Source organism: Embleya sp. NPDC050154 (assembly GCF_044460165.1).
Classification (GTDB): Bacteria; Actinomycetota; Actinomycetes; order Streptomycetales; family Streptomycetaceae; genus Embleya.
Genome location: NZ_JBITJP010000006.1, coordinates 90,806 through 107,516, shown reverse-complemented (window position 1 = coordinate 107,516; position 16,711 = coordinate 90,806). Strand labels below are relative to the sequence as shown.

The window sequence follows — 16,711 nt, the reverse complement described above, 5'->3', positions numbered from 1 at the left end:
GGGGTTCGCTCAGTGGGCGGGCTCCGCGGTGCTCGGGGCCGGACACGCCAGGGCCGCCAGTTCGGCTGGCGTGCGCGGCAGGGTGCCCGCCGGGGCCAGCCCGTGTGCGGCCAGTACGGCGGCGGCCGCGTGCGCCCAGGTCGGCCGCAGGCTCGCGGCGGCCAGCAACTCGGTGTCCGCGAGCAATTCGTGCGCCGGCCCGGTGTGCAGGCGCCCGTGTGCGAGGACCGCCGCGTCGTCGGCCCAGCGCAGCGCGAGGTCCACGTCGTGGGTGGCCATCACCACCGTCGTCCCGGTCGCACGCAAGTGGGCGAGCGTGTGCAACAGCGCTTCCTGCCCGGCCGGATCCAGGCCCGCGGTCGGCTCGTCCAGCACCAGCACCTCGGGCCGCATCGCGATCGCGCCGGCGATGGCGACCCGCTTGCGCTGGCCGAAGGACAGCAGGTGCACGGGCCGCTCGGCCAGTTCGGTGATTTCGAGCGCGGCCAGTGCCTCGGCCACCCGCGAGCGCACCTCGGCCGGGTCCAGATCCAGGTTGAGCGGCCCGAACGAGACGTCCTGGGCCACCGACGCCGAGAAGAGCTGGTCGTCGGGATCCTGGACGACCAGTTGCACGGCCCGCCGCAGCGCGGTGAGCCCCTTGCGGTCGTGCCGAATCGGCACCTCGTGCAGTTCGACCCGCCCCGAGTCCGGTGTCAGGCCGCCGGTCAACAGCCGCAGCAGCGTGGTCTTCCCGCTGCCGTTGGGCCCGAGCAGCGCCAGCGCCCGCCCGGTCGGAACGGACAGGGACAGCCCGCTCAACACGGCCGGCCCGTCCTCGTAGGCGTAGCCGATCTCTCGTACCCGCAACGGAATCACGGCACCACCGATACCAGGAGAAGAGTGGCGGCGACGACCGCCGCCACGACGAACAGGGAGCCCGCGACGAACGCCCGCGAGATGCGTACCTCGTCCACCAGCACCCGCAGGCGCCCGTCGTAGCCGCGTCCGGCCAGACCCGCCTCCAGGCGCTGGGCGCGGGCGAACGCGTGCACGAAGACCGCCGAGCCGAGCCCGGCCACCGAGCGCCAACGGGCTCGCCGGGTGCGGTGACCCAGCCGGCCCGCCTGGGCCTGGTTGATCCGCGTGGTCGTGTCGTAGAGCAGGAACAACATTCGATACATCACCGCGGCGACGTCCACCACGGCGGCCGGCACGCCCACCCGGGTCAGCCTCGGCAGTACGTCCGACAGCGGTGTGGTGAACGCGAACAGCAGCATTGCCAGGCCCGCGGCGGTGGAGCGGGCGAGCAACTCGGCGGCGTGGCGCGGCCCGTTGGGGGCCCAGCCGACGCCGTCCGCGCCGATCGTGACGAGCAGGGCGAGCGCGCCGGTGGCGGCGAATCCGAGCGGCGCGCGGGCGGCCCGCCACAACCGCCGGGCGGGCACGCGCGCGAAGCCGAACGCGACGACCAGGACGGTCGCCGCGACCAGGACCGCGCCGGGCCACGGCGGCAGTGCCACCGCGCACCCGAGCAGCCCGAAGGAGAGCACGGCCTTGTCGGCCGGATGGCGGTGACGCCACGAACTCGCGTGCGCCGCCGCGTCGATCGGCAGCACGGAATCAGCGGCCCGGGACCGATGCCGGCGTCTGGTCCGCTGGTGTCGCCCCGGCGGCATTCGCCGAAGCGGCGGTCGGTTCGTCGGGCGTGTCCGAGGCATCCGGCGCGAGCCGGCGGCGGGTGCGCTTGACCCCGAACATGTAGCCGACCACGCCCGCGCCGAGGGCGGCCTGCAACGCGAACAGACCGGACTCGATCTCTCCGGACGGCGGTTCGTACAGCGGGCTGAACCACGGCTCGTAGTCCGGGTCGTTCTCGGTGATCGCGGTCTCCGCCTGGGTGTCGGCGCCCGCGAACGGCTCGTCCTTGTGGTCGCCCATGCCGAACACCACGGGCAGGACCGCGAGCAGTACCACGGCCAACACGATCAGCAGGTTGATCTTCGTGGAGCGCTTCACTTGGACTTCTCCTCCTCGCGCGCGATCCGCGCGTCCGTGACCACACCGAGCCGGACCAGATCGCCGCGGCTGGACTGCCGCAACAAGCGCACGACCAGGACGGTCAGCAGACCCTCGCTGATCGCCAGCGGGATCTGGGTGAGGGAGAAGATGCCGCCGAACTTGGCCAACGCGCCCGCGAATCCGCTGTCCGGGTCGGGGAAGGCCAGGGCCAATTGCACGCTGGTGACGCAGTAGGTGCTCAGGTCCGCGACGAACGCGCCCACGAACACCGCGACATCCAGCGGAGTGGTGCCGCCGCGTCCGTCCAGGAGCGAACGGGCCAGCCGATACGCGCCGTAGCCGGCCCACGGGCCGACGATCGCCATGGAGAACACGTTCGCGCCGAGCGTGGTCAGCCCGCCGTGCGCGAGCAGCAACGCCTGGAAGAGCAGGGTGATCGTGCCCAGTACGGCCATGATCGGCGGCCGGAACAGGATCGCGCCCAGTCCGGTACCGGTGGGATGGGAGCAACTACCGGTGACGGAAGGGATCTTGAGCGCGGACAGCACGAACGAGAACGCGCCGGACGCGCCGAGCAGCAGCGTGTTCTCGGGTTTGTCGCGTACCTCGCGGGTGAGCGCGCGGGCGCCGTGGACGACGAACGGGGCCGACGCGACGCCCCAGGCGGCAGCGTGTTCCCAGGGCAGATAGCCCTCTGCGATATGCATGAGGAAGGGTCCCTCTCCAACACCTCGTGGACGGACGATCGCCGTGGCCGGTCTCCTGGCTGACGGGTCGTACGTTCACATCTCCGCCTTCCCGGGGCCGCGCGAGCGGTCCCAGTGGCTTCCCGCGGCGACGAATCAACGTTTCCGCGGGGGTGGAGGAGAACTTCCCGATCACAGTGGCGAGGGCCGCGCCGGCATCGAACCGGCTTCCCGAGCACCACGGCGAGCCGACACTAGTGGTCGGATGGACATGGCGACAAGATGGCTTTTGCAAACCGTGCGCAAGACCACAATGCGGGCGGAGCGGTCGAGCAATTGCCGCATTCCGGAGCGTGATCGTCGACGGGTGCGGCGGGGCGCGATTGCGGTGCGATGCGGAGTGGCGCGGTGTGGCGCGGCTCGGCGCCGAGGCACGCCGCGCGGTGCTCAGTCCAGGCCGGGTCCTCGGCCCCGGACCACCACGGTGCCCGCAACCCGGTCACCGACCCGCTGGCGCCGCTCGCTGGTGAGCACCGCGGTCAGGCCGACCGCGCCGAGCGCGAACGCGTCGACGCACAGCAGCAGCCAGCGGATCCCGAGCTGACGCCGCCCCGCCCGCCCACCGGACACGTCCACGACCCGGATACCGAACATCTGCATGCCCCACGTGCGCCCGTCGTGCTCGGCGGGCCGCAGTACCCAGTACCAGAACAGGATCGCCAGCGCGACCATCAGCACACCGACGGTGATCGTCGCGGTCAGCGGGCCGCTGCGGATCGAACCGTCGGGATGTGTGGGCAGCAGGACGAACAGGAACATCGCGGCGCCGGGCAACAGCGCGGACGCCAGCACGTCCACCACGAACTGGCCGATCCGGCGCCACAGCACCGAGGGGCCGACCGGGCTCGCGACCTCGGGCAGCCACACCCGGGCGCGCGGGCGGGCGGGCCGCGCCGAGCGGGCGAAGTGCCGCGGAAGGCTCCGTTCGTACATGCTGTTGTACTTTCCGCAACCGGGTGATTTGACTCCCGACGCGGCCGGATATCGGCGAGATTGCGCCCGGTCGGCGGATCCGGTCGGCGGCCGGGACCGGATGGCCCGGATCCGGCGCCGACGGCGGCGATCGGATTCTCGGGTGATCAGATCGTCATCGGGCCGTCCACGCCGAACAGGTCCGGCTCGGAGCGGCTGATCACGTCGTACAGCGGTTTGTAGTTGATCCAGGCGACCGTGTCGTTGCCCAGTTGTTCCCGGGTCAGCCGCGCGTTTTCCGGCGTGATCGGCTTGAGCTCGCCGGCCGCCTGGGCGAGCAGCTGTACCTGGCAGGAGCGCTCCATGGTGATGAACCACCACGCCGCCGCGTCGACCGACTGCCCCACCGTGAGCAGGCCGTGGTTGCGCAGGATCAGCGCCTTCCGCGGGCCGAGCGTCTTGGCGATGCGGCGGCCCTCCTCGGCGTCGAGTACGACGCCCGCGTAGTCGTCGAACAGCTCGTGATCCTCGTAGAACGGGCACACGTCCTGAGTGATCGGTTCGAGTCGGATGCCGAGCGCGGAGATCGCCCGGCCGTGCACGGAGTGGCTGTGTGCCGCCGCGACCACGTCGGGACGGGCCGCGTGGATCTGCGAGTGGATCGCGAACGCGGCCTGGTTGACGTGGAATCGGCCCTCGACGACCTGTCCCTCGTGGTTGACCAGAATCAGGTCGTCCACGGTGATGTGCTTGAACGACATCCCGAACGGGTTGACCCAGAAGTGATCGGTGAGCTCCGGATCACGCGCGGTGATGTGGCCGGCCACCCCCTCCTCGAAGCCGAACCGACCGAACAGCCGCAACGCCGCGGTCAACCGCTCCTTGCGGTGCCGGCGCTCCTGTTCGACGGTCTCGAACGTGGGCGGCAGGGCGAAGCTCAGGTCGGCCGGGGACACCGGCAGCGGCGGGGTCGGCTGCCGGCCCGGCACGTCCTGGGCCTGCGGAGCATCGGTGCCGGACATGTGCGTCTCCTCGAACTCGACTCGGACTGCTATGCGGGGCGTGGGACGCGGCCGACGCTACCGGCGAGTCACTTCCCAGGACAGCCCCCGACGGCGGGCCGTTCGTGCGAGGCCGGGGATTTTAGCGCCCGGGTCGCGTTGGGACCGGGTTTCCGGAAATTAATCGAATATTGGCCGCAGGGCTCTTCGAGCTGCTTCTACGCTGCCGTTCAGTGAGTCCGGGAGGTCGAGTTCGAAGCAGTCGAACTCGAATTTCCGGACCCGCGACAGACGCACAAGATACGGGCAACGCGCAAAGTACGGGCGCGCGGAAAGAACGGGCGCACACAGGGGGAAGGGGCGCGTGACTTGAGCGGCGGGGGCGTGAATTCGACGGAGGTTGTGAGTATCGGCGCACGGGCGCCCTCGGCGACGCCCGTGTTCGGCCGCGGCGATCCGGTGCCGGTGCGGGCCAAGGCGGACGCGGGCCGGCGGGGTTCACCCGCCCGGGCTTCGACGTCGAGGAGCCCGATCGCGAGGAGTTGGGCGGAGATGGCACAACCCCCGCGAAGGTCGAGGCCGTCCCGGCGCAGATCAGGCGACCTGCCGACCGGGTCCGACACCGAGTGGACCCCTGTGACCGAGGCGGATGTCATCGAAGCAATCGAGGCCGATCCCAACGCAGCAGTCGACGCCGACCCGATCGCGGTGATCCCGGTCGGGCCGCCGACCCCGGGTGTCGCAGCAGTGCCCGAGGACGAGCCTGTCGGAGTCCACCGGAAAGCCGCACCGCCGATCGCCCCGGAGGCAATCATGGCCAGTATGGAAACGGCCCTCAAGGAAGCAATGACGATCGAGGGCGCCGTGGGTGTGGCCCTCGTCGACTACACGAGCGGAATGGCGCTCGGAATTCTCGGCGGCAGCAAGGAACTCGACCTGAACGTGGCCGCCGCCGGAAACACCGACGTGATGCGCGCGAAGATGCGCACGATGGAGATGTTGCACCTCGGCGACCAGATCGAGGACATCCTGATCACGCTCGGCAAGCAGTACCACGTGATCCGGCCGCTGAGCGGCCGGGCCGGCAAGGGCCTGTTCCTCTACATCGTGCTGATGAAGGACCGCGCCAACCTCGCGCTGGCCCGACACAGCCTCAAGCGTATCGAGGAGGAGATCGAGGTCTGAGTTCGCGCCCCGGCGGCGCGTTCGAGGCCCGCCGTCGGGGCCCGCAGACCCATCCTCGATACCCCTGGCGCCCCCGCCACCCCCGTGCGGTGGGCGCCATCGGGGTGTCCGGGGACCGGCGCGAGGGTGCCCGGCAAGCCGCGCGCGGGTGTTCGGGACCACGTGCGAGGGTGTCCGGGGCCACGTGCGACCGCTCTGGTCTCCCTGCTCCGTCTCGGATATGACGGTACGTCAGATGTACCGTCGAAGCTCGACGTCGTACTTCGCGTACGGATCGCAGCCGGATCCGTTACGGATCGCGTACCCGAGTCCCCGAGGAGCCGCATGCTGTCCGGCGAGAAGATCCTGATCACCGGCCCCGCGGGCCAGATCGCCTACCCGCTGACCGAGTACCTGGCCCGGGACAACGAGGTATGGGGCATCGCCCGCTTCTCGAACGCCGAGGACCGCAAGCGGGTGGACGCGCTGGGCGTGACCACGCGCGCCGTCGACCTGGGCTCGGGCGACTTCGGCGACCTGCCCGAGGACTTCACCCATGTCCTGCACCTGGCCACCTTCCAGGGTCCCGGGCTGGACTACGACGAGGCGTTGCGGGTCAACGCGGAGGGCACCGGGCTGCTGCTCCAGCACTGTCGACGGGCCAAGGCGGCGCTGGTGATGTCCACCGCGTCGGTGCTCAAGCCGCATCCCGACCCGATGCACGTCTTCCGTGAGACCGACCCGCTCGGCGACGCCAACGTCTCGCACGCGCCCACCTACTCGGTCTCCAAGACCGCCGAGGAGGCGGTGGCGCGCTACTGCGCCCGCGCGTTCGACCTCCCGGTGGTGATCGCCCGGATGAACGCCTCCTACGGCCCGGGCGGCGGCCTGCCGACGATGCACCTGGACGCGGTGCTGGCCGGGCAACCGATCGTCACCCGCTGGGATCCGTGCATGTACAGCCCGATCCACCAGGACGACATCAACAGCCAGACGGCGGCCCTGCTGGACGCGGCGTCCACCCCCGCGACGGTGGTCAACTGGGGCGGCGACGAGCCGGTGAGCGTGCAGGACTGGGCGGCGCACATGGCCGATCTGAGCGGCCTGCCGGCCGAGGTGGTGGTGCGCGAGCAACCGGGCACGCTGCGCGGTCAGGTGCAGGACACCGGCAAGCGCGCGGCGATCACCGGTCCGTGCGCGGTGGGGTGGCGCGCGGGACTGGCGGATGTGTACGCCACACGGCGTGGTGATTCGGCCTGACGCGGTCGGGCAGCCTACCGCTGTGCTCGATAGCGTCGAGTCTTCAGGTCTTACTCGCGCCGTCTCGGAGCGCTCCACGTCATCGGATCGCGTCGCTGCGAGCGGCACCACGCAGGAAGGACAACGATCATGGGCATCCTCGATACCCCCATCGCCACGCTGGAGGGGGAGCGTACGACCCTGGGCGGTGTCACCGAGGGCAAGGTCGCACTGGTCGTCAACGTCGCGTCCAAGTGCGGCCTGACCCCGCAGTACACCGGCCTGGAGGAACTCCAGAAGGAACTGGGCGCGCGCGGCTTCACCGTCGTGGGCGTGCCCTGCAACCAGTTCATGGGTCAGGAGCCGGGCAGCGCCGAGGAGATCCTCGAGTTCTGCTCCACGACCTACGGCGTCACGTTCCCGCTGACCGAGAAGATCGACGTCAACGGACCGGACCGGCATCCGCTCTACGACGTGCTCGCGGCGGCCTCCGACGCCGAGGGCGGCGCGGGTGACGTGCAGTGGAACTTCGAGAAGTTCCTGCTCTCCGCCGACGGCGCGATCGTGGGTCGGTTCCGGCCGCAGACCGACCCGCACGATCCGAACCTGATCGCCGCGATCGAGAGCGTGCTGCCGAAATAGTCCGGCGGCGCGTCGAACGTCGGTCGGGTCGTCGACGACCCGACCGACGTTCGACGTTCGGGGCCGGATCGGGGCGCGGTCCGGCGTCCGGCGCGCATCCGCGGGGGCCGGTTACACCAGAGCCCACACCGCCGTCGCGTCGTCGCAGGGCTTCCCGCGCGGCCAGCGCGTGCCGTCCGCGTCGGAGGCCTCCGCTGCCCGGACCCGCGCCAACACCTCGGCCGGCCCGAAGTGCCGCAGCGTGGTCATCAGTCGATCCCAGTCGCTCAGCCCGAACCGGTCGACCAGCCGGCTGGCCCCGTCGCTCAACACGGCGAGCGCGCGTACCTCGCCCAGGTCCAGTCCGCCCGTCAACGCCTCGCCCGCCGCCTCCGGATCGGCCGCCGCGACCCAGTAGCCGCCGGCCACGTTCCGCGCCGCCCGCAGGGTGTCCGCGTACTCCTGATGCGCCGTCAGGTACTCGGGTGTGCCGGTCGTATGCGCGTCCCGGCGCCGGCGGGCGGCCACGCCGATCACGTCCAGGCGATCGTCGGTGATCACGGTCAGGTCCTCGTCCCGCTCGATCAACAGCGTCGAGTCGGACAACACCAGGTACTCCAACCGGTCCTCGACCACGCGCGCCACCACCGCCGTCGCGGCGGGTGCGTCCGGCCGGGCCAGGTCGCAGCCGTCCACGTGCAGTGCCGAGGTGTCCTCGATCGCGTCGTGCAGACACTCGGCCAGAGACCGGTCCGGCCGGCCACCGCTGTGCGTGAACAGGGCGGTGCCCAACCGCTCGACGAACCAAGGGACACCGTGCTTGCACCCGTTGTCCGAACTCGACGTCACACCGTCCAGCAGCACCAGCGTCGTCGGTCCCGCGACGACGAAGTCCTCGTTCGGTTTGCCCGGATGACCCGGTTCGGTCGCGAATTCCACGCGCATCGCGGACATCCCTCCCTTTTAGGTGCCACGCCGTACGGCTGCCCAGTGCCCGGGGGTGGGAAACGGTGGTTGATCATGCCCTGTGCGCACGGCGGTCGCCCGAGTTCACGACGGTTTCACGAAACGGTTTCGCGTGAGGTCTCCCCCCGGTGGGGGAACTGCCCCTAATCTCTGCCTTCGTGACACCTACAGTCCCCATTTCTACGCGCGTCACCACTGCGCGCCATCGGAAGGGATCCCATGCTCGGGATTAGACGACGCCGCGGTCGCCTCGCCCTCACCGGCCTGGTCGCCGCGAGCCTGCTCGCCATGGGCGGCACGGCGACCGCCGACGCACGCGCCGGCCAGGGCCGGCCCTCCGGCACGACGGATCTGCAATTCCTCGCGCTCAACGACCTGCACGGCAACCTGGAGGAACCGCAGGGTTCCGCGGGCAACGTCACCGAGATCGGTCCCGACGGCAAGCCCGTCGCGATCCCGGCCGGCGGCATCGAACACCTCGCGACCCAACTGCGCGCGGAGCGGGCGAAGAACCCCAACTCGCTGACCATCGCGGCCGGCGACATGATCGGGGCGAGCCCGCTCCTGTCCGGCCTGTTCCACGACGAGCCGACCATCGAGGCGCTGAACAAGGTCGGCCTGGACGTCACCTCGGTGGGCAACCACGAGTTCGACGAGGGCAGGAAGGAACTCCAGCGCATGCAGTGGGGCGGCTGCCACCCCACCGAGGGCTGCTACACCCCGGGCCGCGAGTTCAAGGGCGCCGACTTCCAGTACCTCGCGGCCAACGTGCTCGACGAGCGCACCGGCCTGCCGATCCTGGCCCCGGTGACCGTCAAGAACGTGGGCGGCGCGCGGGTCGGCTTCATCGGCATGACCCTGGAGGGCACGCCGGACATCGTCACTGCCGAAGGTGTCAAGGGCCTGAAGTTCAAGGACGAGATCCAGACCGCCAACAACATCGTGCCGTGGTTACGGCTGATCGGCATCGAGTCGATCGTGGTGCTGCTGCACGAGGGCGGCCTGCCGGCGAACAACGCGTACAACTACGACTGCAACGCGGGCGGCAACCTGGGCTTGTCCGGTCCGGTCGTGGATATCGCCAAGGGCCTGGACCCGGCGATCGACATGGTCGTCACCGGCCACACGCACCAGGCGTACTCGTGCAACATCCCGGACCCGGCCGGGAATCCGCGGATGGTCACCAGCGCGTCCTCGTTCGGCAAGGTGTACACGAAGATCGACGCCACCTACGACAAGCGCACCCGCGACATCGTGCGCACGTCGGTCAAGGCGACGAACACGGTCGTCCGCCGGGACACCCCGAAGGCCCCGGACCTGACCAGCCTGCTGGCCGACTGGCAGAAGCTCGCGGCCCCGGTGTCCAACCGCTCGATCGGCTACATCTCCGGCGACATCCGCGGACGCGGCGCGACCACGCCCGAGTCGCCGCTCGGTGACGTGATCGCCGACGCGCAGTTGGAGGCGACCGCGCCGGCCGACAAGGGCGGTGCGCAGATCGCGTTCATGAACCCGGGCGGGATCCGGTCCGACCTGCAATACGCGGCGGCCGGCAGCGAGGGGAACGGCGTCGTCACCTACGGCGAGGCGTTCACGGTGCAGCCGTTCACCAACATGATGCAGACCCTGGACCTCAAGGGTCAGGCCGTGCTCGACCTGCTCGCGCAGCAGTACACGGGTGGCAACGCGGCCAGTCCGAAGGTGTTGCAGATATCGAAGGGCCTGACCTACACGACCGACCGGTCGCAGACCGGCGCGGCGAAGATCGTGGCGGGCAGCGTCAAGCTCAACGGCGTGCCGATCGACCCGGCCGCGACCTACAAGGTCCGCGCGAACGAGTTCCTGGCCGGCGGCGGCGACGGCTTCGCCGCCTTCAAGACCGGTACGAACAAGCTGGTCGGCGGGTCCGATCTGGACGCGCTGCTGGCCTACTTCGCGGCCCACTCGTCGGCGAGCGCGCCGTTGGCGCCGCCGGCGGCGGACCGGATCACCTTCATCGGGTGAGTCTCCTCACCACGGTCGTCGGATGGGTCTCCTCGCCACGTGCGGCGGGGAGGCTCGTCGGATGGGTCTCCCCGTCGCCTTTGTCGGGTGAGGCTCGTCGGATGAGTCTTCTCGCCGCTTTCGGCGGGTGAGACTCGCCGAGTGATGTCAGGAAGGCCCGGTCGCGGTGCGGCCGGCCTTCCTGACACATAATCAGCCAATGGGGACGGTACGTCGACACGAGGACCGGCGCGGCGGGCCACGTGCCCGGTGCGGCCCCGACCTGGGCGACAATCGCCCCATGAGCACAACGAGACGCCCCCCGACCGGGGCCGATGTGGCCCGCGCCGCAGGCGTTTCGCGCGCGACCGTGTCGTACGCGATGAACGACGTCCTGGACAGCCGCATCCCCGAGGAGACCCGGCGCCGGGTCCGCGAGGTCGCCGCCGGGTTGGGGTACGAGCCGCGTTCGGACGCGCGATCGTTGCGGCGCGGGCGGACCGATCTGGTGCTCGTGCCGACCTACGTGGTGCCGTTCGGACAACTGATCCAGCGCTTCCTGGACGGCCTGGCCCGCGAGTTGCACGCCCTGGGGCACACCCTGGTGATCCACGGCAATCCCGCCGCGCACGGCATCGAGGCGGCGAAGGCGTGGGGCGCGCTGAACCCGGCGGTGGTGCTGGTCCTGCCGGAGCGGATGTCGGCCGACGGCGTCGAATACCTGACCTCGCGCGGGATCGCCGTGGTGGCCCTGGGCCACAGCCCCGCGCCGGTCGCGCTCACTCTGAAGGCCGATCACGAGGCGGCGGGCAGCCGGGCCGCCGAGCATCTGATCGAACGGGGTCGGCGCGACCTCGCCGTGGTGGTGCCGCGCGAGCCGGGCCTGGCCGAGATGGGCCTGGAACGGCTCGAGGGCTTCCGGGCCACGGCCGAGGCGGCGGGTGGCACGGTGCGGGTCGTGGAGATGGCCGAGGATCCGGCCGAGGCCGCGCGGATCGCGGGGGAGTGGCGGGCCGAGGGGCGTCCCGACGGCGTGTACGGCTACAACGACGAATACGCCGCGCTGCTCATGGGCGCGTTGGCCGACGTGGGCGTAGCGATCCCGGAGCAACTCGCCATCGTCGGGACGGACGACCTGAGCCTGTGCGAGATGGTCCGGCCCCGGCTGACCTCGGTCGCCTTCGAGGAGTTGAAGCCGATGAGCGCGGTGGCGGCGGCCATCGTCGCGGTCGGCGAGGGGGCGATCCAGGGCGATCTGGACATGTGGCGGATGACGTTGCGGGCCCGCGACTCGAGCTGACCGTGCCCGGCGCGCCCGTCGAGAGCGTGTCGCACGCGGTGGTGGGTGCCGGCGGGTGCCGACGGTGCCGGCGGGCGTCGAGTGGGCGTCGAGTGGGCGCCGGTCGGCGCTTGGGCCGCGCCGACCGGATGCCGGGATGCCGGCCGGGTCAGACGCGCGGGGCGGCCGTGAGCTTGGCGATCTGGCGGGACACGAGGTCGTCGGCCGGAAGCGCGGGTGTGGTCGCGGACAGGTCCGCGTTGCTGACCACCACGACCGTCGAGCCGATCCGGACCACGATCTGGCCCAGCGCGCCGCCCGCTTCGGGGGTCATCCCGACCGCCAACGACTCGTCGCCGAGGGTGGCGTGCGCGATCTCGGCGTACGCGTGGGTGCTCGTCTCGCCCTCGGCGTCGGTGGAGGTGATCGACGCGCAGGATTTCAGCGCGTTGCGGCCCTGGGCGAACAGGTTCCGCGCGCCGGCGTCGGTGAAGGCGAACAACTCGACGACGATGAAGCCGGTCGGTGTCGGGTTGCCCTTGGCCACCGATGCCTGCGCGGACGCGGTGGGCGCGCCGGCGGCCTGGGCCGGGCGCAGCAGGTCGATCAGCGGCTGGCACGCGGTGTCCCGCGCGGTCTCCCGGACTTCGGTGCGATCGTTCGAGACGGCCTCGTAGGCGCCGGGCGGCATCTCCGCCGCGGTCAACAGGGCGGCGTCGAGGCGGGATTGGGCGGTCTGGTCGGAGCCGGTTCCGTTGCCGTTCCCGGGCGGGGCGGCCGACTCGTCGGTGGGGGGTTGTGCGGGCGGAGGTTCCCCGGGGGAGGAGTCCGTGGCGGGCGGCCCGGCAGCCGGCGGCGCGGAGCCCGCAGGCGCGGTCCCCGACGGTGCCGGTGTCGCCGCGGCCTTCGCCTCGGGCGTGGCCGTGTTCGCGTACTCGCGCGCCAACGCCTCCTCGTCGCGACCGCACGCGGTCGCCGCCAGGAGCACAGCCCCGGCGATCACCGCTGTTCCCACCCGAATCACGATTCTGCGCATACGAGGTTTCCTTCGGAGAAGCTCGGTCGGTCCGGTGGGGCCCGAACGCCGGACGAGGACGGCGATCGGGCCGATCGGGATCCGATGGGCCATCAGGAAGCGGAACAGCGGCCGACCGGCCGCCCGCTCATCCCACCCACGAGCAGGGCATCCGGCGCCGGATCGGGCGGAGTTCGCCGCCCCGGAGGCGAAGCGTCGGCCGGTGTCGGGCCGGGCGCGGCCGCCCGGTCGAAAGGGGGCGCAACGAGAGCGGCAACATCATGCTGGAACCTGCTTGCATTTGCCAACCATCCACCGCCGACCCATCGGGAATCACGACTTCGCCGCTGCCGTGATCCTTTCGACCTGCTTGGTGACCAGAGCGAGATCCGGCACCTTGGCGGCGTTGCCGGAAAGGTCCGCGGAGCTGATCACGATCAGCGTGGAGCCGACCCGGATCGCGATCGACGCGCGTGCGCCGCCGTCCTCGGGTGAACTGGTGATCGCCAACGTGTCGTCGCCCAGCTTCGGGTGGGCGATTTCGGTGTGCTTGATCGTCGAGGTCTCACCCTCGGGGTCCTTCATCGACACCGACCCACAGTTCTTCAGGGCCGCGCGCCCCTTGGCCATCACGGCTTCCGCGTCGGTGCCCGAGAAGGAGAACAACTCGCTACCGATCACGCCGGTGGGGATCGGGGTGCCCATCGACACGAAGGCCTGAGCGACGGCGGCCGGCTTCGTGGCGCCCTGCCTCGGCAGGAACAGGTCCACGAGCGGTTGGCAGTCGGCGGGCGTCGCGGTCGCGCGGTCGTCCGACCCGGCCGCGGGCCGGGTCAGGTAGACGCCTTGCGGGAGGTCGGCGGCGGTGAGTACGGCCTTCTCCAATTGCGGGCCGGTCAACGCGGAAACCGCGCCCGCGCCCGCGGCCGGGGCAGCCGGCGGCGTCGTGCCGGCCGCCGGCGTACCCGGAATCGGCGCGGACGACGCGGACGGCGTGGCCGAACTCGGCGTGCCGGCGGCCGATTTCCCGCTGTCCTTCTTGTCGTCGTCGGAACCGCACGCGGTCGCCGCAACGAGCAGTGCACCGGTGATCACGATCGAGCCCAGCCGAGACATGGATGTGCGCATGGAACGGGTTCCTCCGAGGAATGCGGCCCGCTCCGACGCACCACGCCGGTACGAAGCGTCGCGAGAGCACGACGCGGCGGGCCGCGAAGAGAGTGTGACGGGCCTTCAGGAGCCTTCAGGAAGCCGACACACCGAACTCGCAGCCCGGACCACGTCTCCCCACAAGACGGTTCAGCCGGCGACGAACGAGTCGGGACTCTCCGCGACGCGTTGCGAACCAGCCTGCCTCGAAGGCAAGTTGGTGCCGATCGGCGCGTCGCGACGAGAGCGCGCTCATCATCGTGCACCTCGGCGAACTTTGCCAACTAATTGAGCGGGGAGTTCGCCACCGCGTCCTGCCACCAGGTCGGCAGCGCTTCCACATGCCTCGTCCACTCGGCGGGCAACTCGGCCCGGACACCCACGATCGCGCCGACGATCGCGCATGTGGTGTCCACGTCGCCGCCCGCGCTCGCGGTGGACCAGAAGGCCGCCGGGTAGTCGTCGAGGTGCCGGGACGCGGACCACACCGCGAACGGGACCGTGTCCGGTGCGCTCACCTCGCGACCGTTGCCGAGCATCCGGCCGACCGCGCGGGAGTCCTGACGGTCCACCAGATCCAGTGCCGCGCCCAGCCGTTCGCGGACCAGCCCGATGGGTGTGCGATCGCGGACGAAGCTCACGAAGTCGCCCGCACCCGGCCGGTCCAGGGTCACCGCGCCCGCCGCCGCGACCGCCACCGCGACCGCGCCGGCGACACCTTCGGGATGGGTGTGCGTGACCTCGGCGGACAACGCGGCCTGCTCCGCCACCATGTCGAGGTCGTCCGCGAACCACGCGCCCAGCGGCCCGACGCGCATCGCCGCCCCGTTGCCCCACGAGCCCTGGCCGTCGAAGGGCTCGGCGGCCAGCGTGCGCCAATCACCGCCTTGGCGAACCAGTCGCAACATCCGGTTCGTGGAAGGCCCGTAGCCCCGATCGAAGTCGTGCCGGTGAGCGAAGGACTTGGCCAACTCGTCTTGGTCGACGGTGCCGCGCCGGGTCAACTCGGCATGCAGGACGCAGGCCATCTCGGTGTCGTCGGTCCACGGCCAACTGCCGCTCGGCAGGCTGCGATCGGCCAGGTGCGGGAGGTTGTCGGGGACGAAGAACTGGGCGCCGAGCGCGTCACCCAGCGCGAGGCCGCGCAACGAGGCGAGGGCGGAGGCGGCGCGGGCGGCGGGGGTACGGCGGGTGGAGGGGACGGAGGGAGTGCGGGCGGAGGAGGCGTCTTCGTAGGAGGCGTGCGTCATATGGACAGTCATTATTCCGCCCTCCGTGCTTGGATGTCCCGTGCTTGGATGCCCCGAATGACCTGCTCCCGGGCGCCCGGGAGCGCCGTCCGACTCCGGACCGACGAAGCCGCTCCGACCGGGGGCATCGCTGTGACCGATGCCCTCCGTACGCCGGCCCGGCCGTCGCGCGAGCGCACGTGACGCCCGCCGTCACCGTCGCGGTGCTGGGCTCGGCCGGATTGCACGCGGCCTGGAACGCACTCGCGCACGGGCTCAAGGACCGGCTCGGGACGATGGTGATGATCCAGGTGGCAAGCCTGGCCATCGGCCTGTCCTGCCTGCCGTTCGTCGGCGTCCCGGCCGCCGGCGCCTGGCCGTGGCTGCTCGGCTCGGCGGCCCTGCACGTGGTCTACAACCTGCTCCTGCTGGAGACGTATCGGCTGGGCGACTTCGGCCAGGTGTACCCGATCGCGCGTGGCACCTCCCCATGGGTCACCGCGCTGATCGGGGTGACCCTGCTGCACGAGTACCTGACCGTGACGCAGACCGTCGGTGTCGTGGTGATCTCGGCGGGCATGCTGGTCCTCGCCCTGGCCGGCGGCATCCCGCGCCGCAGCGAGGCGACCGCGGTCCTGGCCGCACTGGCCACCGGCTGCGCGATAGCGCTGTACACCGTCCTGGACGGCGTCGGCGCGCGCTCCTCGGGCTCGGCGATGTCGTACGCGGCCTGGCTGTTCGTTCTCGAATCGGCCCCGACCATCCTGGTCCTGCGCCTCCGCGCACGCCGAGACCCCACCACCACCCCGAATCCGCAACGTGCCTGGGGCCTGCTCGGCGGCGCGATGTCGCTCGCCGCCTACACCCTCGTCATCTGGGCCCAGACCCGAGGCACCCTGGCCACGATCGCCGCCCTCCGCGAAACCTCGGTCGTCTTCGGCGCGATCATCGGCACCCTGATCTTCCACGAGACCTACGGCCGCCACCGAATAGCAGCCACCATCCTGGTCCTCACCGGCATAACCGCGATCAACCTCCCCTAGGCCGCTGCCGCAATCTCCCTCCGAGCTCCGCGAGACCCGGCACCGCATCCACCCCTCGGGCTGCTCGCCGCACTCGCCGTTCCGGAACACAGTCGAACCGCATGGGTTGGCTTCGCCGACGTACGGCACCGATCGCTGCGGAGCCCAATGGGGGTCACGCCCCGGCACCCGCCAAGATCTGCCGAAGCAGGCCCCGGGTCCACCCCGAGTGCGTGTCGGCCCGCAACGCTTCCCGTGGGCGGCACGAACTTCGCCCCTGCCAAGCCGCGATCGATGCCCTGTGCGCGTCCGAACCCGGGCCCGGGTACGGCGCGTTCGGCCGCCGGAGAGTCCCGTCGTCGCCTACCGGACCCATGGGCACAC

General features: G+C 71.0%; 16 protein-coding genes and 1 riboswitch. Of the genes, 6 read left to right on the top strand and 10 right to left on the bottom strand.

The genetic code is table 11. The features are described from left to right. Positions 1–9: 9 nt before the first annotated feature. The 6 genes from ACIBSV_RS15175 to ACIBSV_RS15150 form a co-directional block, all read right to left on the bottom strand. On the bottom strand, positions 10–858 hold the full coding sequence (locus tag ACIBSV_RS15175; protein ID WP_395862972.1) for an energy-coupling factor ABC transporter ATP-binding protein: 849 nt from the start codon (positions 856–858) through the stop codon (positions 10–12). Beyond that, complete coding sequence (gene cbiQ / locus ACIBSV_RS15170) at positions 855–1,598, bottom strand: cobalt ECF transporter T component CbiQ (protein ID WP_395862970.1); 744 nt, start codon at positions 1,596–1,598, stop codon at positions 855–857. The genes ACIBSV_RS15175 and cbiQ overlap by 4 nt, the downstream gene beginning before the upstream one ends. Before the next feature lie 4 nt (positions 1,599–1,602). Beyond that, entirely contained in the window at positions 1,603–1,998 is a 396-nt protein-coding gene (locus ACIBSV_RS15165) for an energy-coupling factor ABC transporter substrate-binding protein (protein WP_395862968.1), read from the bottom strand. Then, positions 1,995–2,708 (bottom strand): energy-coupling factor ABC transporter permease, encoded by a 714-nt coding sequence (locus tag ACIBSV_RS15160; RefSeq protein WP_395862965.1) that lies wholly within the window; start codon positions 2,706–2,708, stop codon positions 1,995–1,997. The genes ACIBSV_RS15165 and ACIBSV_RS15160 overlap by 4 nt, the downstream gene beginning before the upstream one ends. A gap of 27 nt (positions 2,709–2,735) precedes the next feature. Next, a riboswitch (cobalamin riboswitch) is annotated at positions 2,736–2,945 on the bottom strand. Between the two features lie 189 nt (positions 2,946–3,134). Beyond that, positions 3,135–3,680: an RDD family protein gene (locus ACIBSV_RS15155; protein ID WP_395862962.1), complete on the bottom strand. Its 546-nt coding sequence runs from the start codon at positions 3,678–3,680 to the stop codon at positions 3,135–3,137. A 146-nt stretch (positions 3,681–3,826) separates the two neighbouring features. Beyond that, positions 3,827–4,681 carry a class II aldolase/adducin family protein gene (locus tag ACIBSV_RS15150; RefSeq protein ID WP_395862960.1) on the bottom strand — a complete coding sequence of 285 codons (855 nt, stop codon included), beginning with the start codon at positions 4,679–4,681 and terminating at the stop codon, positions 3,827–3,829. A gap of 792 nt (positions 4,682–5,473) precedes the next feature. Here ACIBSV_RS15150 and ACIBSV_RS15145 point away from each other — a divergent pair. The 3 genes from ACIBSV_RS15145 (at position 5,474) to ACIBSV_RS15135 (ending at position 7,705) form a co-directional block, all read left to right on the top strand. After that, positions 5,474–5,845: a hypothetical protein gene (locus tag ACIBSV_RS15145; protein WP_395863469.1), complete on the top strand. Its 372-nt coding sequence runs from the start codon at positions 5,474–5,476 to the stop codon at positions 5,843–5,845. Between the two features lie 324 nt (positions 5,846–6,169). Then, positions 6,170–7,084: an NAD-dependent epimerase/dehydratase family protein gene (locus tag ACIBSV_RS15140; protein WP_395862959.1), complete on the top strand. Its 915-nt coding sequence runs from the start codon at positions 6,170–6,172 to the stop codon at positions 7,082–7,084. 129 nt (positions 7,085–7,213) lie between these two features. After that, on the top strand, positions 7,214–7,705 hold the full coding sequence (locus ACIBSV_RS15135; RefSeq protein ID WP_395862957.1) for a glutathione peroxidase: 492 nt from the start codon (positions 7,214–7,216) through the stop codon (positions 7,703–7,705). A 111-nt stretch (positions 7,706–7,816) separates the two neighbouring features. On the opposite strand, the gene ACIBSV_RS15130 is transcribed toward ACIBSV_RS15135, so the two are convergent. Then, positions 7,817–8,629 (bottom strand): protein phosphatase 2C domain-containing protein, encoded by an 813-nt coding sequence (locus tag ACIBSV_RS15130; protein WP_395862955.1) that lies wholly within the window; start codon positions 8,627–8,629, stop codon positions 7,817–7,819. Positions 8,630–8,869: 240 nt separating this feature from the next. On the opposite strand from ACIBSV_RS15130, the gene ACIBSV_RS15125 reads away from it, so the two are divergent. Both ACIBSV_RS15125 and ACIBSV_RS15120 read left to right on the top strand, forming a co-directional pair. Continuing rightward, a complete protein-coding gene (locus ACIBSV_RS15125; RefSeq protein ID WP_395862953.1) occupies positions 8,870–10,654 on the top strand; it encodes a bifunctional metallophosphatase/5'-nucleotidase in 1,785 nt (594 codons plus the stop codon). A 280-nt stretch (positions 10,655–10,934) separates the two neighbouring features. Next, positions 10,935–11,933, top strand: coding sequence for a LacI family DNA-binding transcriptional regulator (locus ACIBSV_RS15120; RefSeq protein WP_395862952.1), 999 nt, complete (start codon positions 10,935–10,937; stop codon positions 11,931–11,933). Positions 11,934–12,081: 148 nt separating this feature from the next. Here the strand turns inward: ACIBSV_RS15120 and ACIBSV_RS15115 are convergent, their stop codons facing one another. The 3 genes from ACIBSV_RS15115 to ACIBSV_RS15105 all read right to left on the bottom strand — a co-directional run bounded on the left by ACIBSV_RS15115 (position 12,082) and on the right by ACIBSV_RS15105 (position 15,338). Beyond that, complete coding sequence (locus ACIBSV_RS15115; RefSeq protein WP_395862950.1) at positions 12,082–12,948, bottom strand: hypothetical protein; 867 nt, start codon at positions 12,946–12,948, stop codon at positions 12,082–12,084. A 312-nt stretch (positions 12,949–13,260) separates the two neighbouring features. Continuing rightward, positions 13,261–14,055, bottom strand: coding sequence for a hypothetical protein (locus ACIBSV_RS15110; RefSeq protein ID WP_395862948.1), 795 nt, complete (start codon positions 14,053–14,055; stop codon positions 13,261–13,263). A gap of 305 nt (positions 14,056–14,360) precedes the next feature. Next, positions 14,361–15,338 carry an ADP-ribosylglycohydrolase family protein gene (locus ACIBSV_RS15105; RefSeq protein WP_395862946.1) on the bottom strand — a complete coding sequence of 326 codons (978 nt, stop codon included), beginning with the start codon at positions 15,336–15,338 and terminating at the stop codon, positions 14,361–14,363. Positions 15,339–15,505: 167 nt separating this feature from the next. Between ACIBSV_RS15105 and ACIBSV_RS15100 the strand changes: the two genes are divergently transcribed. Continuing rightward, positions 15,506–16,348 (top strand): EamA family transporter, encoded by an 843-nt coding sequence (locus ACIBSV_RS15100; RefSeq protein ID WP_395862944.1) that lies wholly within the window; start codon positions 15,506–15,508, stop codon positions 16,346–16,348. The last annotated feature ends 363 nt before the right edge of the window (positions 16,349–16,711 follow it).